The 22,107-nt window shown below is 42.5% G+C and carries 27 protein-coding genes; all 27 read left to right on the forward strand.

Annotated features, from left to right (window positions below; translation table 11 throughout):
• Positions 1-12 precede the first annotated feature (12 nt).
• The 27 genes from RBQ60_RS06395 (at position 13) to RBQ60_RS06525 (ending at position 22,041) form a co-directional block, all read left to right on the forward strand.
• The gene (locus RBQ60_RS06395) at positions 13-702 is read left to right on the forward strand and encodes a virulence protein (protein WP_307885750.1); all 690 of its coding nucleotides are present in this window, start codon (positions 13-15) and stop codon (positions 700-702) included.
• The gene (locus tag RBQ60_RS06400; RefSeq protein WP_061106212.1) at positions 689-919 is read left to right on the forward strand and encodes a DUF4314 domain-containing protein; all 231 of its coding nucleotides are present in this window, start codon (positions 689-691) and stop codon (positions 917-919) included. Before RBQ60_RS06395 ends, RBQ60_RS06400 begins: the two co-directional genes overlap by 14 nt.
• A complete protein-coding gene (locus RBQ60_RS06405) occupies positions 909-1,088 on the forward strand; it encodes a DUF5049 domain-containing protein (RefSeq protein ID WP_307885751.1) in 180 nt (59 codons plus the stop codon). Before RBQ60_RS06400 ends, RBQ60_RS06405 begins: the two co-directional genes overlap by 11 nt.
• Before the next feature lie 4 nt (positions 1,089-1,092).
• Entirely contained in the window at positions 1,093-1,317 is a 225-nt protein-coding gene (locus tag RBQ60_RS06410; protein ID WP_122864845.1) for a DUF7678 domain-containing protein, read from the forward strand.
• Between the two features lie 148 nt (positions 1,318-1,465).
• Positions 1,466-3,031: a terminase large subunit gene (locus RBQ60_RS06415; protein WP_122864892.1), complete on the forward strand. Its 1,566-nt coding sequence runs from the start codon at positions 1,466-1,468 to the stop codon at positions 3,029-3,031.
• 15 nt (positions 3,032-3,046) lie between these two features.
• A complete protein-coding gene (locus tag RBQ60_RS06420; RefSeq protein WP_307885752.1) occupies positions 3,047-4,369 on the forward strand; it encodes a phage portal protein in 1,323 nt (440 codons plus the stop codon).
• The gene (locus tag RBQ60_RS06425; RefSeq protein WP_275163597.1) at positions 4,305-5,036 is read left to right on the forward strand and encodes a head maturation protease, ClpP-related; all 732 of its coding nucleotides are present in this window, start codon (positions 4,305-4,307) and stop codon (positions 5,034-5,036) included. The genes RBQ60_RS06420 and RBQ60_RS06425 overlap by 65 nt, the downstream gene beginning before the upstream one ends.
• A gap of 16 nt (positions 5,037-5,052) precedes the next feature.
• Positions 5,053-6,249, forward strand: coding sequence for a phage major capsid protein (locus tag RBQ60_RS06430; protein WP_307885753.1), 1,197 nt, complete (start codon positions 5,053-5,055; stop codon positions 6,247-6,249).
• 12 nt (positions 6,250-6,261) lie between these two features.
• Positions 6,262-6,486 (forward strand): Head fiber protein, encoded by a 225-nt coding sequence (locus RBQ60_RS06435; RefSeq protein WP_307885754.1) that lies wholly within the window; start codon positions 6,262-6,264, stop codon positions 6,484-6,486.
• Between the two features lie 24 nt (positions 6,487-6,510).
• On the forward strand, positions 6,511-6,819 hold the full coding sequence (locus RBQ60_RS06440) for a head-tail connector protein (protein WP_307885755.1): 309 nt from the start codon (positions 6,511-6,513) through the stop codon (positions 6,817-6,819).
• Between the two features lie 3 nt (positions 6,820-6,822).
• Entirely contained in the window at positions 6,823-7,164 is a 342-nt protein-coding gene (locus RBQ60_RS06445; protein ID WP_307885756.1) for a head-tail adaptor protein, read from the forward strand.
• Positions 7,151-7,582 carry an HK97-gp10 family putative phage morphogenesis protein gene (locus RBQ60_RS06450; RefSeq protein WP_307885757.1) on the forward strand — a complete coding sequence of 144 codons (432 nt, stop codon included), beginning with the start codon at positions 7,151-7,153 and terminating at the stop codon, positions 7,580-7,582. Before RBQ60_RS06445 ends, RBQ60_RS06450 begins: the two co-directional genes overlap by 14 nt.
• The gene (locus RBQ60_RS06455) at positions 7,579-7,923 is read left to right on the forward strand and encodes a hypothetical protein (protein ID WP_307885758.1); all 345 of its coding nucleotides are present in this window, start codon (positions 7,579-7,581) and stop codon (positions 7,921-7,923) included. The genes RBQ60_RS06450 and RBQ60_RS06455 overlap by 4 nt, the downstream gene beginning before the upstream one ends.
• A gap of 2 nt (positions 7,924-7,925) precedes the next feature.
• Positions 7,926-8,510, forward strand: a complete 585-nt coding sequence (locus RBQ60_RS06460) for a major tail protein (protein WP_046391892.1) — start codon at positions 7,926-7,928, stop codon at positions 8,508-8,510.
• A gap of 13 nt (positions 8,511-8,523) precedes the next feature.
• Positions 8,524-8,907, forward strand: coding sequence for a hypothetical protein (locus RBQ60_RS06465; protein ID WP_067632680.1), 384 nt, complete (start codon positions 8,524-8,526; stop codon positions 8,905-8,907).
• A gap of 205 nt (positions 8,908-9,112) precedes the next feature.
• Complete coding sequence (locus tag RBQ60_RS06470; protein WP_307885759.1) at positions 9,113-11,719, forward strand: phage tail protein; 2,607 nt, start codon at positions 9,113-9,115, stop codon at positions 11,717-11,719.
• Positions 11,720-11,731: 12 nt separating this feature from the next.
• On the forward strand, positions 11,732-12,508 hold the full coding sequence (locus RBQ60_RS06475) for a distal tail protein Dit (protein ID WP_307885760.1): 777 nt from the start codon (positions 11,732-11,734) through the stop codon (positions 12,506-12,508).
• A gap of 4 nt (positions 12,509-12,512) precedes the next feature.
• Positions 12,513-15,038: a phage tail protein gene (locus RBQ60_RS06480; RefSeq protein ID WP_307885761.1), complete on the forward strand. Its 2,526-nt coding sequence runs from the start codon at positions 12,513-12,515 to the stop codon at positions 15,036-15,038.
• Positions 15,039-15,050: 12 nt separating this feature from the next.
• Positions 15,051-15,248, forward strand: coding sequence for a hypothetical protein (locus tag RBQ60_RS06485; protein ID WP_018659533.1), 198 nt, complete (start codon positions 15,051-15,053; stop codon positions 15,246-15,248).
• Entirely contained in the window at positions 15,241-15,825 is a 585-nt protein-coding gene (locus tag RBQ60_RS06490) for a hypothetical protein (protein ID WP_307885762.1), read from the forward strand. The genes RBQ60_RS06485 and RBQ60_RS06490 overlap by 8 nt, the downstream gene beginning before the upstream one ends.
• Complete coding sequence (locus RBQ60_RS06495; RefSeq protein ID WP_307885763.1) at positions 15,825-18,293, forward strand: glycosyl hydrolase family 18 protein; 2,469 nt, start codon at positions 15,825-15,827, stop codon at positions 18,291-18,293. The genes RBQ60_RS06490 and RBQ60_RS06495 overlap by 1 nt, the downstream gene beginning before the upstream one ends.
• Before the next feature lie 60 nt (positions 18,294-18,353).
• The gene (locus RBQ60_RS06500; RefSeq protein WP_018659530.1) at positions 18,354-18,764 is read left to right on the forward strand and encodes a phage holin family protein; all 411 of its coding nucleotides are present in this window, start codon (positions 18,354-18,356) and stop codon (positions 18,762-18,764) included.
• Between the two features lie 2 nt (positions 18,765-18,766).
• Positions 18,767-19,705, forward strand: coding sequence for a GH25 family lysozyme (locus RBQ60_RS06505; protein ID WP_086035006.1), 939 nt, complete (start codon positions 18,767-18,769; stop codon positions 19,703-19,705).
• 139 nt (positions 19,706-19,844) lie between these two features.
• Positions 19,845-20,063 carry a hypothetical protein gene (locus RBQ60_RS06510; RefSeq protein WP_073127413.1) on the forward strand — a complete coding sequence of 73 codons (219 nt, stop codon included), beginning with the start codon at positions 19,845-19,847 and terminating at the stop codon, positions 20,061-20,063.
• Positions 20,038-20,355 carry an rRNA biogenesis protein rrp5 gene (locus RBQ60_RS06515; protein ID WP_307885764.1) on the forward strand — a complete coding sequence of 106 codons (318 nt, stop codon included), beginning with the start codon at positions 20,038-20,040 and terminating at the stop codon, positions 20,353-20,355. The genes RBQ60_RS06510 and RBQ60_RS06515 overlap by 26 nt, the downstream gene beginning before the upstream one ends.
• Complete coding sequence (locus RBQ60_RS06520) at positions 20,348-21,484, forward strand: DUF2800 domain-containing protein (protein ID WP_307885765.1); 1,137 nt, start codon at positions 20,348-20,350, stop codon at positions 21,482-21,484. Before RBQ60_RS06515 ends, RBQ60_RS06520 begins: the two co-directional genes overlap by 8 nt.
• A gap of 5 nt (positions 21,485-21,489) precedes the next feature.
• The gene (locus tag RBQ60_RS06525; protein WP_307885766.1) at positions 21,490-22,041 is read left to right on the forward strand and encodes a DUF2815 family protein; all 552 of its coding nucleotides are present in this window, start codon (positions 21,490-21,492) and stop codon (positions 22,039-22,041) included.
• The last annotated feature ends 66 nt before the right edge of the window (positions 22,042-22,107 follow it).

A 22,107-nucleotide genomic window follows, 5' to 3' on the forward strand; every position in this document is an offset into this window, starting at 1 on the left:
GAGGTTTTGTACATGGTCATTAAATATAACGTAACAGGAGCAGAAAGAAAAAGGCTGGTCGCAGCTCTTAGTAATCTCATGGGAGTTAAAGCTAAGTACCTTGGAATGCCTAGCATGGCTTATGAGGTGAGTGATTTTATCATCGATAAGAATGGAAACCTTGAACTCAGCGACAAGGCAAATCGCACGGAAATCGAGCGTGTGGCTAGGCATTTAGCCAGCGAGGGTTTTATTGCTGAGGAAGAGATAAGCGCTACAGAGGGCAAACAAACGGCAGACAGCGAGGAGTTTGGCCTTACAGTTTCCATGCCAAGGAGCAACTTTTCTGAAGGCGCACTTGAAAACTTACAAGCACTTGTTGAGGCAAAAGGAGAACTAATTCGTCATGCACTTGGTGTAGAAGAATTGCCGATTGAAATTTCTGAAGATGAAGTTTCATTTCCTTGGTTTGAAGAGTTACCAACACCAGAAGAGATTAAAGCATATACCCACTTCATTTCAGCCTTATCAGAGATGGCGATAAATCAGAAACGCATCACGGTGAAAGAGAAAGAAGTAGAAAATGAAAAATACGCATTTAGATGCTTTTTGCTCCGCCTTGGCTTTATTGGAAAAGACTATAAAGATGAGCGAAAAATACTGCTTAGAAACCTGACAGGTTCATCGGCATTTAAAGGAGGAGCAAAAAATGAGGATAATTAGTAAAGAACGGTTACAAAATCTTCGTGAGAAGTACCCTGTAGGATGCCGAGTAGAATTACTAAGAATGGATGATATTCAAGCTCCAATGATTGGCACAAAAGGAACAGTCATAGGTGTTGATGACATCGGCTCCATAATGGTGTCTTGGGATACAGGCTCCAGTTTATCCGTAGTCTTTGGAGAAGACCTTTGCAGGAGGGTTGAAGATGACAAGTAAGATAAAAGAGCAGATTCTTGCCATTCGAGATTCTGGTGAAACCAATATGTTTGATGTGCGAAAAATACAGGAAATCGCTCTGAGGGAAGGATATGACGAGCTACTTATTTACCTTGCAGATAACGTTGGTGCCTATTCCCGGTTCATTCTGACCGGTAAGGAGGAATAAAACCGTGTGGAAAGAAGGTAGCATTAAAGTTCATGATAGCATTATCCATTATTGGGTAAAGTGCTATGAGAAAAGCTCGAAACTTGGCATTGACAAAGGACGCATCTCTAAGCTCATGCTTAAGCGCAAGGAAGAGATTATTGCAAATTATGACCGAGGCTGGGACATTGAGCCTGTGGATGAGGATGCAGAAATTGCACTTGCAATCTTATTATTAGAACACAACTAAATAGCAATAGAGGACAGTGCCAACATTGGCTCTGTTTCTCGTATAGAAAGAGTAATAAGGCTTGCTTGATGCGGGTCTATTTTTATGCTCATTTTGAAGGGAGGTGACCGCAATCAGAAAGCTCAAGAAATATAAACCAACTCCTTTTATGGCAAAGGACTCTATCTACGATAAAGATGCTGCAGATTATGCGGTCAACTTTATTGAGTGTTTAAGTCATACCAAGGGGAAATGGTCTGGAAAACCATTTGAACTGATTGATTGGCAAGAACAAATTATCAGAGATCTCTTTGGAACACTGAAACCAGATGGCTATCGGCAGTTTAATACAGCCTATATTGAGATTCCTAAGAAAATGGGGAAATCTGAATTAGCGGCAGCTGTCGCATTACTGCTTACTTGTGGTGATGGCGAAGAAAGAGCCGAGGTTTATGGATGCGCTGCAGACAGGCAACAGGCGTCCATCGTATTTGAAGTGGCTGCTGATATGGTACGTATGAGCCCGGCTCTAAGTAAACGAGTTAAAATCTTATCGGCAACAAAGCGGATCATTTTCCAACCGACTAATAGTTTTTATCAAGTGCTTTCAGCAGAGGCTTATTCAAAGCATGGTTTTAATATTCATGGTGTTGTTTTTGATGAGCTGCATACTCAGCCCAATAGAAAACTCTTTGACGTCATGACCAAAGGTTCTGGTGATGCCAGAACGCAGCCCCTATATTTTCTGATCACCACGGCAGGCTCTGATACAAAATCAATCTGCTATGAAACCCATCAGAAAGCCAAAGACCTCATGGAGAAAAGAAAGATTGATCCAACCTTTTATCCGGTTATTTATGGAGCAGATGAGTCAGATGATTGGACAGATCCGAAGGTGTGGAAAAAAGCTAATCCAAGCCTTGGCATAACGGTAGGGATTGATAAGGTAAAAGCCGCTTGTGAATCAGCCAAGCAAAACCCTGCAGAAGAGAATGCCTTTAGACAGCTACGACTTAATCAGTGGGTCAAACAAGCTGTTCGATGGATGCCAATGGATAGATGGGATAAATGCGCCTTTGCTGTAAATGAAGAGGATTTGCTTGGCAGAGTATGTTATGGCGGACTAGACCTTTCTAGCTCCATTGATATTACTGCCTTTGTATTGGTGTTTCCTCCTCTAGATGAGGATGATAAATACATCATTCTTCCCTACTTTTGGCTGCCAGAAGAAACTCTAAGTGCCAGGGTCAACCGTGACCATGTTCCCTATGATGTCTGGGAAAAGCAAGGACAGCTTAAAACAACGGAAGGCAATGTGGTCCATTACGGTTTTATTGAGAAGTTCATCGAAGAACTTGGCGAAAAGTACAATATTCGTGAGATTGCCTTTGACCGTTGGGGAGCCGTACAAATGGTTCAAAACCTAGAAGGCATGGGCTTTACTGTTGTCCCATTTGGTCAAGGATTTAAGGATATGAGTCCACCGACTAAGGAACTGATGAAACTAACGCTAGAAGAAAAGGTTGCTCATGGTGGGCATCCTGTACTTCGTTGGATGATGGATAACATTTTTGTTCGAACAGACCCGGCAGGCAACATCAAGCCGGACAAGGAAAAATCATCAGAAAAGATTGATGGTGCAGTGGCAACGATTATGGCTCTTGATCGAGCGATTCGTTGTGGCAATGATACGAGTGCTTCGGTTTATGACAACCGAGGCATTCTCTTTATATGAGGGAGGTGATTGGTTTTGGGATTTTTATCATCCATTTTTAAGGCGAGAGATAAGCCTACTGACAGAGCTGTGAGTTCCAACTATACATTTTTAATGGGTTCAAGCACAGCAGGTAAAACAGTGACCGAGCGGTCGGCACTTCAAATGACGGCCGTATACTCTTGTGTTCGAATATTAGCTGAAGCAGTAGCAGGGCTTCCACTGCACCTTTATCGTTATACAGATGATGGTGGCAAGGAAAAAGCAATTGACCATTCCTTGTATAAACTTTTGCATGATGAACCAAATCCTGAGATGAGTTCTTTTGTGTTTCGAGAAACAATGATGACTCATCTTTTATTATGGGGGAATTGTTATGCGCAGATTATTCGTAATGGAAAAGGTGAAGTTGTCGCGCTCTACCCCTTGATGCCAAATCGGATGTCAGTTCATCGAGATGAGAGTGGGCAGCTCTATTACTTATATACCAGAGGTGCAGATGATGTGAACAGTACGAAGGGAATGACAGTAAAACTTAGTACCTCCGATATACTTCATATTCCCGGACTCGGGTTTGATGGACTGGTTGGCTACTCCCCGATTGCGATGGCTAAAAATGCGATTGGTCTAGCCATTGCAACAGAGGAATATGGAGCCAAGTTCTTTGCTAACGGTGCGGCTCCAAGTGGTGTGTTGGAGCATCCGGGAACGATTAAAGAACCTGGGAAAGTCAGAGAGGCTTGGCAGTCACAATTTGGTGGCAGTGCCAATTCCAATAAAATAGCTGTGCTTGAAGAAGGGATGAAATATACACCGATTTCTATCTCACCAGAACAAGCACAATTCCTTGAAACAAGGAAATTTCAAATAAATGAAATTGCTCGGATTTTCAGAGTCCCTCCTCACATGGTAGGCGACCTTGAGAAGTCGAGCTTTTCTAATATTGAGCAACAATCTCTTGAGTTTGTGAAATACACCTTAGACCCTTGGGTAGTGCGTTGGGAGCAAACCCTAGCCCGCACCCTTTTTACACCGGAGGAAAAGAAAAAATACTTCTTTAGATTCAATGTAGAAGGCCTACTGAGAGGGGATTATGTCAGTCGTATGAGCGGATATGCCACAGCAAGGCAGAACGGTTGGATGAGTGCAAATGATATTAGGGAACTTGAAAACCTAGACCGTATCCCTTCAGAGGATGGCGGTGACATGTACCTTGTAAACGGCAATATGCTCCCTCTTACAAAGGCAGGTGCATTCGCAAATACAAACGAGGATGGAAAGGAGGAAGACTTGGATGAAGAACAAGATATTTTGGCGATGGAAGAACCAAGCAAGCGAACAAGAAGAACGAGTTCTTGAGCTTTATGGAACAATCGCTGAAGAAAGCTGGTTTGATGATGATGTGACCCCGCAGATGTTTAGAAATGAACTCTTTAGCGGAAAAGGACCCATCACCTTATGGATTAACTCACCGGGTGGAGATTGCATTGCCGCAAGTCAGATTTATACCATGTTGATGGATTATCCAGATGAGGTAACCGTCAAGATTGATGGGATTGCAGCATCTGCCGCCTCTGTCATTGCCATGGCAGGAACAAAGGTACTAATGGCTCCGACAGCACTCATGATGATTCATAACCCAGCAACCATCACGATGGGTGATCATGAAGACATGAAACGAGCGATTGAGATGTTAGATGAGGTGAAAGAAAGCATTATCAATGCCTATGAGATTAAGACTGGAATATCTCGCATCAAACTATCTCATCTGATGGATGCTGAAACCTGGATGAATGCCAACAAAGCCATAGAACTTGGCTTTGCAGACGATGTGCTAAAGGATGAGAAACAATCCGAACCCACTTTTTCTGCCTATGCGTTTTCTAGAAAAGCAGTGGCAACTAACTTACTTAACAAAATGGCAGAAAAGAATAAACCAATTCAGGCGGAGGAATCTGCCAAACCCCAAGGGCGCTCAATTGATGAACTCAAGGAGCGTCTTTTGATTATCAAAAAATATATGTAAATGGAGGAATTTTACTATGACGATTACAGAAATGCGTAATAAACGCAAAAAGCTTATTGAAACGATGGATGGGTTCTTGGACACTCATAAAACCAAGAATGGCACATTATCCGCAGAAGATGATAAAACCTACAAAACCATGGAAGATGAGATCACTGAACTCACGAATGAAATCCATCGCATAGAAAGACGTGAAGCAATCGAGGCTGAACTTGAAAAACCTGTCAGCAAGCCAATCATTGAAAATCCGATGAATGGTCGACTGGATAACAGTGAAATTAAAACTGGCCGAGCAGCTGATTCTTATAAGACTGCCATGCTTTCAGCCCTACGTTCAAACTTCCGTAATGTATCCAATGTCCTACAAGAAGGGGTAGACGCAGATGGTGGCTATCTCGTACCCGAAGAATACGACAGCAGATTGATTGATGGTCTGGAAGAAGAGAATATCATTCGTAAGCTGGGTCACAGAATTACCACATCAGGTGAGCGAAAAATCAATATAGCGGCCACAAAACCTGCGGCTGCATGGATTGATGAGGGTGAGGCACTGACCTTTAGCGATGCAACCTTCTCTCAAATCAATCTGGATGCCCACAAACTTCATGTAGCCGTAAAGGTTACTGAAGAACTACTTTATGATAATGCCTTCCAACTTGAGAATTACATCATTGAGGAGTTTTATAAGGCTCTGGCTAATGCCGAAGAAGATGCCTTTATTAATGGCAATGGTACAGGAAAACCACTGGGTATTCTAGCTGCAAGTGGTGGAGCTGAAGTCGGTGTGACCACAGCATCTGCAACGGCGATTACTGCTGACGAAGTAATTAACCTAGTGTATTCCTTGAAGCGTCCTTACCGTAAAAATGCCGTGTTCATTTTAAATGACCAGACCATTGCAGCCCTTAGAAAACTAAAGGACGGTAACGGTGCCTATATGTGGCAACCGGCCCTTGTTGCAGGTGAACCAGATAAACTACTTGGCTATCCTGTTTATACATCTGCTTATATGCCTACCATTGAGGCAGGTGCTAAGACCATTATCTTTGGCGATTTGTCTTACTACAACATTGGAGATCGTGGTTCTCGTTCCTTTGCAGAACTTCGTGAGCTGTTTGCAGGTAATGGCATGGTCGGTTTTGTAGCTAAAGAACGTGTGGATGGCAAGTTAGTACTACCTGAAGCAATCAAGGTTCTTCAGCAGAAAGCCTAACGGAGGTGCGATATGGATTACAACACAAAAAACTACACCGAACAAGGCGGAGACAAAACCGTCATCGCAGGAACGTTAGAGATTAAGGAGGGAGCAACCGTAACAGGTCTCCCTTCTTCTTTTACTCCTGCAGAAAACCAAGCACCTAGCGTAGCAGATGATATTACGACCTTAGTTTCTGAATTTAACGCTTTGCTTTTAAAGCTAAAAGCTGCAGGACTAATGACAGCTGATTAGTAAAACAGAAAGGACGGTGGCGGTATGACACTGCTTGAAAAAGTAAAAGCCAATTTAATTCTTGAACATGATTCAGATGATGAACTCTTGCAACAGCTGATTACCGCTGCTGTCAGTTATGCCGAGAGTTATCAGCATATACCCGAAAACTTCTATAGCGACAATCCTATGCCACCGACTACAGAGCAAGCTGTTATTATGCTTTCCTCTCATTTCTATGAAAGTAGAGATGGCAGTACGGGTGGCTTCTTTGCTGACAATGTGCAAGCCGGTCAGCAGGTGTGGAATACGGTCAATTTGCTCCTTAGACTTGATCGGGATTGGAAGGTGTAAGAGATGAGTTTTGGAAAAATGAATAAATTTGCTGATATTAAAGCAATTACAACAACGAAAGATAGTGAGGGATTTGCCACTACATCACAGACCATACTTGCCTCAGTTCGAGTTTATAGAGAAGGGCGTCATGGTAGTGAGCGCTGGGCTAACCTGGCTACTTTTTCAGAGGCTACGGATTTATTCAGGTTTCGTGCTATTCCAGAAGTTGAGGTTACGACAGAACACTTTATTGAATGTGATGGAGAACGTTTTGATATTACCTCGGTAGAAAACGTAAAAGGTCGAGGTATGTATACAGAAGTTTTGGCGAAGAAGGTGGTGAGCAGTATTGGCAAAAGTTGATATTAAGATGCCCGATGATTTTTTGCTCAAGATTTCAAAGCTTGGATCTGACTTTGACCCTGTTGCCAAAAAGGTGCTAAAAGCAGGTGGCGAAGTCGTTTTCAAACGAACGAAGAGCAATCTTTCTGCTGTAATCGGTAAAGGTACAAAGCATGAATCACGATCAACGGGTGAATTAGAAAAGGCACTTGGTGTCACTTCAGTCAGGCTAGATAGGAACGGAAACCACAATATTAAAATAGGTTTTTCTGAACCAAGGTCTGATGGAGAGAGTAACGCAAAAATAGCAAACATCCTTGAGTATGGCAAACACGGTCAACCTGCAAAACCTTTTTTGAAACCAGCTAAAAGTGCATCAAAGTCTGAATGTATCTCGACAATGAAAAGCACTTTTGAAGAGGAGGTCAAAAAGATATGAGCATTCTAGCAGACTTACAAGTCGCTTTAGAATCACTAGATGTACCAATAGAAACAGGTGTGTTTTCGGATACTGCCCCTGGTAAGTACATGGTGATTGTTCCGATGAGCGATAGCTTTGACCTTCATTCGGATAATCTACCATGCATCGATGTTCAAGAGGCACGGATTTCAATTTATAGCAAAGGCAGTTATACAGCGTTAAAAAATCAAGTGGTGCAGTTATTGTTGGATTCCAGTTTCACCATAACCGCACGGAGCTACATCGGCTTTGAAGATGATACGGGCTATTACCACTACAACGTGGATGTAGCCAAACATTATGAAATAGGAGGTAATTAAAAATGGCAACAATTGGTCTGGATAAACTTTATTATGCGACCATCACAGATGATGAAAATGGCGAAGAAATCTATGGCACACCCACTCAGCTGGCAAAAGCAATCTCAGCAGAGTTATCTGTTGAACTGGCAGAAGCAACTCTCTATGCAGATGATGGTGCGGCAGAAATCGTTAAAGAATTTAAAAATGGCACTATCTCTCTTGGAGTGGATGATATTGGCTCGACTACTGCAGCCGCCTTAACCGGAGTCACGGTTGATAAGAACAACGTTGTGGTTTCTAACAGTGAAGATGGCGGGGATCCTGTGGCTGTTGGTTTTAGAGCAAAGAAATCCAATGGCAAGTATAAATACTATTGGCTCTATCGAGTGAAATTCGGTATTCCTGCGACAAACCTAGCAACAAAAGGTGACAGCATCACTTTCTCAACACCAACAATTGAAGGTACGGTTCTCCGAAGAAACAAGCCGGATACAAGCGGTAAACATCCGTGGAAAGCGGAAGTGACCGAAGGAGATAAGGATGTACCGGCATCGGTTATCAGCAGTTGGTATACAGAAGTCTATGAACCGGATTACACAGTATAAGGAGGGATAATTCATGGATAACGAACGAACAGCAAGCATTCGTATTGGTGGCGATGAATATGTGCTACTACTTACTACAAAGGCAACAAAGGAGATTGCAGGACGATATGGTGGTCTTGAAAACCTAGGCGATAAGCTAATGAAATCTGAGAATGTCGAGATGGCACTTTCGGAGATTGTGTGGCTGATTACCTTACTGGCCAATCAAAGTACTCTTGTCTATAACATCAAGCACAAGGATGCACCGAAGGAATTACTGACCGAAGATGAGGTGGAAATTCTCACAAGCCCGATTGATTTGGCAGAGTACAAAGAGGCAATTATGAATGCCCTTTACAAGGGTGCAAAAAGAAATGTACTCAGTGAGGAAAGCCAAAAAAACGCAGTAGCCCCGTAAGTGACGAAGAGTTATTTACGAGGCTTTTATATTACGGCATCAGCGTATTACATCTGACCATAGATGAATTTTGGCTGATGCCGTTTGGTTTGCTACTAGACTTGTGGGAGTGCCACAAACAGTATCAGGGGCTGGCAAAACCAAAAAGAGAGATATTTATCGATGACATTATCCCTGATGGAATCTGACAAAGGAGGTGGAAAGCATGGCAGATAATTTCGGCTTGAAAATCGGTCTTGAAGGCGAGAAAGAATTTAAGAAGGCATTAACAGATATCAATCGTTCCTTTAAAGTACTTGGCTCTGAAATGAAACTGGTAGCCTCAGAATTTGATAAAAACGATAAGTCTGTCCAGGCTCTTTCCGCCAGAAATTCAGTCCTCAACAAAGAGATTGAAACCCAAAAAAGCAAAATTGATACCTTGAGGTCGGCTCTTGAGAATGCAGCTACCTCCTTTGGAGAAACTGATAGAAGAACACAGAACTGGCAGATTCAATTGAACAATGCTGAGGCGGCACTCAACAATATGGAGCGAGAGTTAAGTAGCAATAATGCTGCTCTTGAAGAAGCTAACTCCAATTATGATGATGCTGAAGATGCTCTCGATGACATGAACCGTGAAATGAACGATGTCACCGACAGTGCAGATGATATGGGAAAAGAGATTGATGAGGCGGCTGACTCTGCTGAAAAATCTGAATCTAAGTTTAAAGGCTTAGGTACAACTCTAAAATCTATCGGCATTGCCATGGGAGCAGTTGCTATTGCAGCAGGTGCGGCGGCTGTCAAACTGGGTAAAGAAGTCATTTCCGCCTATGCCGATTACGAACAATTAGTCGGTGGTGTGGATACGCTTTTTAAAGAAAACTCTCAGCAGTTACAAGAATATGCTGCTAATGCCTATAAGACGGCAGGTCTTTCTGCCAATGACTACATGGAAACCGTCACTTCGTTTTCTGCAAGCCTTATTTCTTCTCTTGGAGGGGATACAGAAAAAGCCGTTAAATATGCGGATATGGCGATTACTGATATGTCTGACAATGCCAACAAAATGGGTACAGACATGGAGTCCATTCAAAATGCCTATCAGGGTTTTGCTAAGCAAAATTACACCATGCTAGACAATCTTAAGCTTGGTTATGGCGGTACAAAAAGTGAAATGGAGCGGCTCCTTGCCGATGCCGAGGCTATCTCTGGCATTGAGTACGATGTTTCTTCTTATGCCGATGTAGTTTCTGCCATCCATGTCATTCAAGAAAGCATGGGCATTGCTGGTACAACTGCCCTTGAGGCAGAGGAGACTATTTCTGGATCCTTGAATGCCTTCGAATCTGCTTTACAAAATCTTTTAGTTGGTTTTGGAAATGCCGATGCGGATATGGAACAACTCAGTAAAAACATGGTGGATGCCTTTCAGTCTGTGGTAAAAAACATTACTCCAGTGATTGAAAATATCGTGAAGGCCCTGCCCATCGCAATTGAAGCATTATTGGATGCGGTTTCTGATGTGTTACCGACACTGCTTGCTACGGTGACAGATTTATTTACTCAGGTACTGAACGCACTGATGAACCTACTACCTACCTTAATACCGGTAGCAGTTGATTCCATCCTTACGATTGTGAATGCCTTAATTGAAAACTTACCACTGCTAGTGGATGCAGCCGTTCAGTTAATAGCAGCTTTAGTAGATGGTCTTGGGCAAGCAATGCCAGAACTGATTCCTGCGGCAGTTAATGCGATTACTACGATTGTGCAAGGTTTGGTGGATAATCTACCCATGCTGCTCGATGCAGCACTGCAGTTAATACTTGGTTTGGCTCAGGGGCTACTCGAAGCGATCCCGCAACTAATTGAGGCTCTCCCTACGATTATCTTGGCAATCATTGATTTTATTATTAGCGCAATTCCTCAGATTATAGATGCAGGTATTCAGTTACTAACATCGCTTGTTGCTGCCTTGCCTGAAATTATTACGGCAATTGTAGAGGCGATTCCACAGATTATTGATGGAATATTGAATGGGATCTTAAGTTCGATCCCACAACTGATTCAAGCGGGTGTCGACTTACTTGTTGCACTGATTCAAAATCTACCGACCATTATTACCACCATTGTTGCAGCGATACCTCAAATCATTTCAAGTATTGTAAATGCATTAATTGGAAACATCGACAAGATCATTATGGCAGGGGTTCAGCTATTTGTAGCACTCATTCAGAATTTACCAACCATTGTGGTAGAGATCGTAAAAGCAGTGCCTCAGATTATTGGCGGCATCGTCAGAGCATTTACAAACTCCATGGGTTCCATCGTGACGGTGGGTGGCAACATTGTAAAAGGACTATGGCAGGGTATTCAATCTCTTGCTTCTTGGCTATGGAATAAAGTGAGTGGTTGGATTAGTGGCATTTGGACTGGCATCAAGGATTTCTTCGGTATCAAATCACCATCGAAGCAGATGGGGTGGGTTGGTGAAATGCTTGTAAAAGGTCTTGCAGGTTCTATCCAAGATAACGGTGATGAAGCTGTGAAAGCGGCTGAAATGATGAGCGAGGATATCAACGATGTGATGACCAGTCTTGCCAGCGATATGAGTACATCCTTGCCTACAGACTTTTCAGTGGATACTTCTGTAGGCGGCGTGATTTCAAATGCAGCGACCTCTTCCCTAGGTGGTGTCAGTGGATCGCTGGTTACTGTACAGCAGATGATTGTACGAAGTGAAGATGATATCAGAAGGGTATCTCAGGAACTTTATAACTTAATTCAGACAGGCTCTCGTGCTCAGGGCCGGTTTTCTACAACATAAGGAGGTGTGCCGATGGGTTTTTCATATGACGATATTTCTTCAAAAAGCATGGGACTAAAAGCCAGGCTCACTTCCTGGCAGGTCTGTGGAGGAATGCGTAATCTTACCACCACCGTACCTGGAAAGTATGGTGTGACAGACTTTGGGGCTGATTTTGATTACCGAGAAATCAATTTAGCTTGTAATATCTATCCTAAGCATAGCTTTTCTGCACTGGTGACTACCCTTGATAATATTTCTACTTGGCTTAATCCAATGCAAGGGTTGAGACAGCTTGTTTTTGATGATGTACCCGACAGGTATTTCATGGCAAGGCTGAATGAAAAAGTGGATTGTGAACGACTCATTCGTTTTGCAGGAAGTTTTAACTTGAAATTTTTCTGTCCTGACCCTTTTGCTTATGCCATTACGGATGAAAATTATTTAATAGAAAGCGAAGGAAGTCACACGATTTTAAGACAGACCGGTAATGTTGAATCCAATCCTATGTATCGCTTGAAGGGAATCATCACATCGGGTGTGAACAATTCTATTTCTGTTACAACCAATGGCTTGGAAATGAAAATAGTGAATGCTGTACTTTTGGCAGAAGAAACACTTGTCATTAATACAGATAAGATGACGGCTTATGTGGAAGACGAAAACGGGATAATCTTAAGAAACGCTTTGCCTTACCTAGAGGAGATTGATTTTCCAAGTCTCAATGTAGGCACGAATACCCTAGCAATAACAACAAATAATGCTGTATTTACAGCGCTTGAAATAAAGGCTGGTAGTAGATGGAGGTGATTCAGTGGCACTAAAAACAATTTTAAATAAACAGACAGATTTTACGGGAGAGTTTCCGGTCGAGTATGCAAAATCCGGACTGTGGCGATTTAATGATGTATCGGTAGATGAAAACGGTTATCTTGCAGACTCTTCTGGGTTAGACAGAAAAATAGAGCTTGTCAATTATCTAGGAACAACTGCAAGCCTTCAAAGCGGCCAAAAAGGAAGACAAATCCGAATCAACATCAACAATCCCGCTACAGAAAAAACCTACCTTAAAGTGGCCAATGATGGTACTTTCTTTTCGGAGATGGGAGAGCGAATCCTTGTTGGCGGTTGGATGATACCGACTACTTATTCGGTGGGAAATACCTATTGCCCCATATTAAATACGCGCTATGGTCCTGGTCAGCCTATCTTTTACCTGTCGCTCTTTGCAGGCAGACCTAGAATCATGCTTTATAACGCTAGTGGTTCTCTTATACTCGACCAAACATCCACACCGCCTTTTTCACTTATCAATGGTGGTGTGTATTTTATTTGCACGGTCATAGAACCAAACAATAAAAATGCATGGATTGTACTGGGAGATAAGACGAGCGGAACGAGCTGGGTATCCCCGACCTATTCCTTTACAGGCACACTAAATCCTTCTTGCACGGCCGATATCATTATGGGCATGCATGCAGATGCCTATTGGTATGCTGGAAGATTTGATGACTGGTTTTTTGATATGGATTCAAGTCTTACGGTGGATGATTTGATTGATTATTTCAATGGGTCTCTTTTGACTAACGGTGGTGATATGGGCGGTGCTGTTGATGCCCTTAGCGTACCGGGAGTGGTGAGCTTAAGGGAAACAGAAGGTGTCTATCCAACGGAAGGAACACTATATACTGCTCCGGCAACGTGCAATCTATCTGGCACAGGTCGGGTCTCCGTTACCAGTGAATATATTTCTGGGGTAACTGCAGTTGGGCCGATAGAAACCTCAACAAGTGATGACCTGGTTCATTGGAGTGATTGGGCAGCCATCGCACTTGATGGAAAACTGGTATCTCCAAATAAGGCATACATTCGTTTTAGGGTCACACTTACTACCACAGATACGAGTAAGACCCCTCGAATTATTGATATCAGGCTATATGACATTCCAAAGTCACCTTATGAGAGGATTGGTTTTTCAAGACCGGTCGTACTGGATTCAAATGGGGCTTGGGAGGCTGTGTTAGAAAATGCTTATAACATTGTAGTAACCAGTGAAATCAATGGCGAGGATACGCTCTCCTTTATGATCCCTTACCGTGATACCAAGAGGGGATTCATTGATAGCGAAAAGAAAATCCAGATTGTTGATGACATCTATAAAGTAAGGACTTTGACGGATACAAAAGACAGCGAAGGAAATCTAGCGACTGAAGTGTATGCTGAGGCAGAGTTTTATGACCTGACTTTTTCAGTGCGAAAAGAAGAGCATAAATTTGATGCAGAAACTGCCGAAGTCTCTATGGCTTATGCCTTAGAAGGAACAGAGTGGAGCGTAGGCACAGTCAATGTGCGAACTAAAAGAACCTGGACGAGTACAGAAAAGAATGCTCTTTCCATCCTTCGCACGATTGCTGACTTACACGGTGGTGATCTCGTCTTTGATTGCCCGAATAGGCTAGTCCATCTCTTAACGGTCTATGGTACGGATAGCGGTGCATTATTTGCCTATAAGAAAAATATGAAGAGCATTAAAAGAGTCGTGGATACCAGAAGTCTTGTGACAAGGCTCTATGCCATTGGCAGCGATGGTCTTACTTTTGCAGACATCAATGGAGGAAAGGCATATGTGGAGGACTATACGTATTCATCTGATATTCGAATATCAACGCTTGATTGTTCTTCCTTTACCAATCCCTATCAGATGAAAGAATATACCGAGATGAGGCTTGCTCAGTATTCAAAACCAAACATCTCTTATGTTTTAAACGCAATGGATTTATCGGTGTTAACGGGTTATGAGCATGAAGCATGGTCGCTTGGCGATTATGTTCATGTAGAAGATAAAGATTTAGGACTGTCGGTGACAACTCGTGTTATACGAAGAGAATACAACTTACAAGAACCATGGAATACAGTATTAGAACTATCCACTACCCTTAAAAATCTGGGTAGTTCTGCAAGCCAGTGGGATAACGTGGCAGATTCTCTTGAAGGCACAAGTATGGTGACGAACAATGATATCCGTGAAATGGTGCCTTTTAATCTGCTGCGAAATTCTCGTGCTGATGATGGCATGGCTTACTGGATTAACTCAGGCTTTGAAGTAGATGGTGATAACGGTGTAAGTGGGTCGACATCCTTTAAGGCAATGGGTGTAGCTAATATGACAAAGAGTATGGCTCAGACCATCTATCCAGCGAATCGTTCTAGCTACACGCTCTCGGCACAAATCGCATCTGAAAACCTTGAAAAGCTGAGTAGCAACTCACAGGTTGGCATTGAAGTGGTTATTGAATATGAAGATGGAACGACAGAAGCAAGGTTTATTGATTTGTATTAAGGAGGTGGATTGGTGGCCTATTTTTCAAGAACATCAGAAAAGATACTCCCAGAAAGCTACTCTTCTAAAGTAAAATCCATTACCATCCGTGTCTGTGTCACAAATTGCACAGGCACTTTTTATATTACGGATCTCTTTTTACAAGCAGGGTCAGTAGTCACGGGATGGGTAGGTCATCCCTGTGAAATAAGGTGGACGTTAGATGGCTAAGGTTAAATTTATAAGGTTAGCAGAAGTCATAAATAAAAAACAAGATAAGCGTGTCATGAGTGTAAGCATGAAACCTACCCTCTATGATTGCACTGGCATGATTTGGTTTACGGACATCCAGTTACAAGAAGGACCTGTTCTAAATGGTTATGCGCCTCATACAGAAAGTAGGTTAGAAAAACTAAAAGTAGATGGCAGTATCAAGAATCCTGTTTGGTTTAACGGTGTGGTCCGTTCAGAGGAAACCATTATTTTATTTAATGTTGGTGAAACCTCTGCAGGACTTGATATTCATATCTATCCAAAGCTTTCTATGTCTGCTGGAACAGTGAAACTAAGCCAAGGTATAGGAGGGCAACAGGTCTCCTTCCCTGGAACCATTGGAAAAGATGTTGATTTGGCGCTCCTAGCATCTACACGAGCATGTACCAAAAACGGAGCAAGCGAACCCAAAGAGGGGTTCTATCAATACAGTGCTGCCTGGGACTCAAAGCACAAAGTGACCCTTGAAAAAGGGAAATCTGCAAGGGTGCTGTTTACCATGCAGGAAATGCAAGACGGAGGTGAACCATTCTAATGGAACGACTAAAAGGCAAGAAAATCATGGTGTGGACTTTTATGGGAAATGCACGGATGTATGAAGCTTTAGAGAAATATGGAGACCGGATTGATACCATCGGTCTTTTTTCTTTTAAGGTACGAGCTACGGGTGAAATTGTTGAGAGTGGTGTCACCATCAGTAGTATGCTCCCCTACATTAACCGTTATCGTCACATCAAATGGTTACTTACCATTGCCAATGATGGAGCAAATAGTATTTTCAGAGCATTGAGAGATAACACGAATGGCGCTCAGGAACTGTTTCTATCCGAGCTTATTCGTATTATGAAAAAGTATCCTTGGTGCGATGGTATTGATATTGACCTAGAAAGAGGCGATGACTATTCCACTCATGCTGAGTCAACGACCATGTTTAAAAATATTTACAACACCATCAAAGCCTATGATTCAAGTAAACTGATGAACATTTGCCTTCCAGGTATGACCAGTGTCAATGGCTCTGTCGGTGGTGAGAACTGGTGCGTCTATGGTGACCTAGACCCTTATTGCGATACCGCATCAATTATGAGTTATGGTATGGCTTGGTCAGGTTCTGCACCGGGACCTGTATCTCCAAGGAGCTGGCTTGAAGGGATTTATGATTATGCCGTTACAGTGATGAATCCCGATAAGATTTTCTTTGGGATGCCTGCTTATGGATGGAACTGGCAAATCTATGACACACCAGAAAACCTAGGTAAAGCCTATAGGGGAACGTCTCATACCTACTATGCGGCAAAATACTGGATGACAGGAGTCTATAATTTCACAGACGATGCGCCTCCTCAACCGTTTATTCCCATCGTGGCTTACTGGGATGATGAGAATAAAGTGCCCTGGGCATTGCCGCATGTCTACGATTATATGGAAGGAAGAGATGCCACTCGCTATAGCTATCCACTCTTATCTGCAAGCTACAATGGCAGACAGTATCTGACGGCCTATGGCAAACAACAAAAGTTAGCCTTTGGAACTGTTTATGTAGATCATGATGCCATGCCAGATAGTTATTCTGGTGTTGTTTCTGTTTCTAATAGCGTCACAACACTGGGGGATGAAGGTGCGGCAACCTATCATTTTACGCTTGCTCAGGCAGGCACTTATGATGTAGCAGTAAAGCTAGGCTTTCCATTTTGGGATAAGAATAATATTCATATCTCCCTTGATGGAAATGAAGTAGATTTTTTTGAAAACAGACTGTGGTGGCCTTATTGGAGAACGACTTTCTGGGCGGTGCTTAAAAAAGGAGTGAGCCTTTCTGCAGGAACACACACCATCACCATTTCGCTTGGGGCAAAGGGTGTACAGTTTTATGGATTTAGAGTCTGTTCTTCATTTTCTGAGGAGCCAACAGTTGGTGAAGCAGAATATACCCTTGCTCCTAGACATTTCAAAGATGTAAATGGTGATATGGTAGGACCTGCAACTGGTTTTAAGTTGACGCTTGAAATGCTTAGAAGAAAAGCAGATTCTGCCCTTGTGTGGTATGAGGATTTTAGAGATGATAACCCTCTCCCCCAAAGCTACTGGACAACATTATCAGGCGAATGGAGTGTTTGGCAAGATACAAGCAGTTCGATGAATAGACCCTATTCCCAACTGGAGGGTAAGGGGCAGTTAGCATGGAACTACAACAATTTTTCAGATATCCATTTAAGGGCGCAGATTATTTTTCCTGAAACCTTCAGTGGCAAGGCAGGTGTTTTTATTGGAACGATTTATTGTTGCTTTAATTATGATACGCAGCGTATTGAACTGTATGAAGGTTCTACTTTAAAAGGTAGTTATTCCACCAGCTTTTCAAAAACATCGGCCGCAAACATTCGATCGAATCCAAGCTTTTACACTCTAGAAATTCGAAAACGTGGCAATCAAGTGCGGGTCTATTCCTCTGCATCCAATACACTGCGCTTTACAGCCACTTGCTCGGATGTGACAGGGTATGCAGGTATTCGTTCGAATAATAAAGTCCATTGCCAGTTGCTTCGCTTAGGCGATGCTTGGACCTATGAGCCTTATGAACGCTTTGACGTGCTTATGCCAGATGGAACATTTAAAACTTATGGTCGGCTATCAAGAAGTAACTGTTCTTGGGATGATGAGTTTCAAGTGTTTACTTTAACAGCAGACCTTGAGGAATCAGCCACAAGAAGTGAAAGCATCTCCCTAGATTATGATTTTTTTCATTCAGATATGATGCCGTCCATTCAGTGCGGAAATGACTACAGTGTCACCATCATTCCAAGGGATATCAACATCTGGATATCTCGTCTTTTCTTAGGTGATGGTGACGGATTTTCCATTCTTTATTATCAAGATGTAGATAGCCTTGTGTACTGGGCAAATGAAGCAGCTTATCGGTGGAAACTTCGAGGCATGTGTATGTGGTCACTAGGGCAGGAGGATTTAAGACTCTGGGAGTGGCTACCAAAACAAATAGAGTAATCAAAGGAACATCTGCAAAAGTAGGTGTTCTTTTTATTTCAACAAAAGGAGGAATTTTCAATGAAAGAAATATGGAACTGGATCCAAGTTGTGATAACAGCAATCGGTGGATTCTTCGGATGGTTTTTAGGAGGAGCAGACGGATTTTTATATGCGCTACTAGTCTTTGTAGTCATCGACTATCTAACAGGTGTCTTATGTGCCATCGCTGATAAGACCTTATCAAGCGAAGTGGGATTTATCGGAATCAGCCGTAAAGTGCTGATTTTTGTTTTAGTGGGTGTGGCTAATATTTTAGATGTCTATGTGATTGGTGATGGGAGCGTACTAAGAACAGCTATTGTTTTCTTCTACTTATCGAATGAGGGGATCTCACTGTTAGAAAACTCAGCTCATCTTGGACTACCTATCCCAGAAAAACTAAAAGATGTATTAAAACAGCTTCATAACAAGAGCGACGAGGAGGAATAATCATGAAAACTAAAGGAATCGATATCAGCACGTGGCAAAAACCAAGTCAGATAAACTATGACCAACTTGCAAAAGAGGTTGATTTTGTCATTCTACGTGCAGGATACACCGGTCACGGTACAGGAGTGAGTTTACACAAAGATGATGCCTTTGAAAAACACTACAAAGCCTTTCACGAGAGAGGTATTCCTATCGGTGTTTACTGGTACAGCTGTGCCAATACCAAAACCAAGGGCATAGCAGAAGCGAATAAATGCCTAGAAATTATCAAAGGCAAGACCATCTCTTATCCCGTATTTATTGATACAGAGGATAATTATCACCAGCAACCAAGTGGCAAGAAAGCCATTACCGATGCTTTAGTAGGCTTTTGTGAAACCGTAGAAAATGCTGGATATTATGCTGGTATCTATGCGTCTAGTTCTTGGTTTCAAGATTTAACAGAACTGGATCGTATAGCACCTTATGATTTCTGGGTCGCTCAGTGGTCGAGTAAAGAACCGACACTTCGTCATGGTATCTGGCAGTACACAAGCAAAGGTAAACTAAGTGGTTACTCAGGAAACTTAGACATGAATTATGCTTTTAAAGATTACAAAGCGATTATCCAAAGTGCAGGGCTTAATCATCTTGGGAAAGAAGAAAACGTACCTGCTCCTACAGAAAAGAAATCGGTCGAGCTGCTGGCCAAGGAAGTCATTCAAGGGTTATGGGGTAATGGTGAAGAACGAAAGAAACGCTTAACAGATGCAGGCTATGATTATGCGGTGGTGCAATCAAAGGTCAATGAAATGCTATCTAGTAAAAAGTCTATTGATGCCATCGCAAAGGAAGTCATTCGTGGCGATTGGGGTAACGGACAAGATCGAAAAAACAAACTTACAAATGCCGGCTATGACTACATTTCGGTACAAAAAAGGGTAAATGAACTCTTGAAATAAGAACTAGTAAGAATGCCTATCAAGGAGTATTTCTCTTTGGTAGGCATTCTTTTTTTCTAAACCGTCAGATTCTATTACCTCCCGTGGCTACTAGGTAGAGGGCAACAAAAAAATCGCCCTTTGGAAAGAGGTGATGGATATGAAACACAATCTCAAAATTAGTGTTTCTAAGAAACCACAGACAGGCGGACTTGTTACCTACCGTAATGTGTCCGTAAGGGAACGAATTCTTCGCTTTCTTTTAGGGAGTAAACAGCGTGTAACGATTGTGATTCCTGGAGATAGCATCGAGGAACTCTCTATCTGTGAAATGACGAAAGGAGGTACTGACCTTGAGCAAAATAAAATTACTGCTTGAAGTGGTAAATGATATGCGAAGTCTTGCTGACAGCATACAGGCGGTTTGTAATGCAATGGCAGAAAGTGATTCTGCTCCCAAAGAAGTGCCTGCCACAAAGACAGAAACAGCAAACGAGCCGGATATCCCACTGGAAAAAGTGCGTATGGTACTTGCTGAAAAGAGCCAGATTGGGTTTACTGCCGAAGTGCGAGGACTCATTCAGAAGTATGGTGCAGACAAGTTAAGTGCTGTTGATAAGGCGTATTATTCTGACATCTTGAAAGATGCGGAGGGTCTTGGAAATGGGTAATCATGCAATATTATCTGCATCCTCATCCCACAGGTGGCTTAACTGCCTACCCTCTGCAAGACTTGAACTGGAGTTTGAAGACCAAAGTGGTGAGGCAGCAAAAGAAGGCACAGCGGCTCATGACCTGTGTGAACACAAACTAAAAAAGGCACTTCATATGAGAAGTCAGCGACCTATCTCTGAGTATAACTCTGATGAGATGGAGGAATGTACAGATGCTTACGTGGACTTTGTTATGGAGCAGGTGGAACTTGCAAGAAAGTCTTGCACAGATCCTATCGTTCTTATTGAACAACGTCTTGACTTTTCTTGTTATGTTCCAGACGGCTTTGGAACAGGAGACTGTGTAATCATTTCAGATGACAGACTTCACATCGTAGACTTTAAATATGGAATGGGTGTGCTAGTTGATGCAGTGGACAATCCACAGATGAAGCTCTATGCCCTAGGAGCACTTGGAATCTATGATCACCTGTACGACATCAAAGAAGTGTCCATGACGATCTTTCAGCCTAGAAGAGAAAATGTCAGCACCTGGACAATACCGGTGGAAGAACTAAAAGGCTGGGCGGAAGAGGAACTAAAGCCCAGAGCTGACAAAGCCTTCAACGGTGAGGGTGAATACATCCCCGGTCCATGGTGTACCTTCTGTAAAGCGGCAAACAGATGTCGGGCCAGAGCCGAAGAAAAGCTAAAACTTGCAGAGAAAGAATTCAAGATGCCACCTCTGCTGACGGATGCTGAGATAGAAGAAATCTTACTTATTCTTCCCGACCTTACCAAGTGGGCGAATGAAATAACAGCCTATGCCACTGATGCAGCAGTCAATCACGGTAAAGAGTGGAACGGTTTTAAAGTTGTGGAAGGTCGCTCGGTTCGCAAGTACAAAGATGAAGGAGCCATTGCAGAAAAAGCCGTGGCAGGTGGATATAGGGACATTTACAGAAAGAGCCTTATTCCACTGACAGAGATGCAAAAACTGATGGGTAAATCCAAATTTGAGGAACTCCTCGGTGACCTCATTTACAAACCACCAGGTAAACCGACTCTTGTTCCCAATTCGGATAAAAGACCGGCAATTAACGTAGCAGATGCTAAAAACGAATTTAACGAAATTATGGAGGATTAAATATTATGGCAAATATGCAAAACAAAACAAAAGTTGTCACAGGTGTAAACTCAAGATTTTCTTACTTCCACGGATGGGAGCCTGTATCTATTAATGGTGGTGCAGAAAAGTACAGCGTATCCGTCCTTATTCCAAAGGATGACAAGGAAACCATTAATGCTATCCATGCAGCAGTTGATGCTGCCATTGAGGAAGGTATCGCAAAGTTTGGTGGTAAGAAACCTAATAAAGCTGCTATTAAACTACCGCTGCGTGATGGAGATGTAGAGCGTGATGATGAGGCTTATAAAGGCCATTACTTCATCAATGCAAATAGCAAGACAGCGCCACAGATTGTAGATAAAAGTGTTAAGCCGATACTGGATCGCAGTGAGGTGTATAGCGGTTGTTATGGCAGGGTTTCTCTTAACTTCTATGCTTTCAACTCAAATGGTAATAAAGGTGTAGCTTGTGGTCTTGGTAACATTCAAAAAATTAGAGACGGAGAACCTCTAGGCGGTAAGACTTCTGCAGTAGATGATTTTACGACTCTTGTCGATGATGACTTCCTTGCCTAATAGAAACAATAAACTTGACGGTGGTGGAGGTCTTCCCTCTGCCACCTTTTTTCATTTAGGAAAGGT

It is taken from the genome of Anaerotignum sp. MB30-C6 (genome assembly GCF_030908465.1).
GTDB lineage: Bacteria > Bacillota > Clostridia > Lachnospirales > Anaerotignaceae > Chakrabartyella.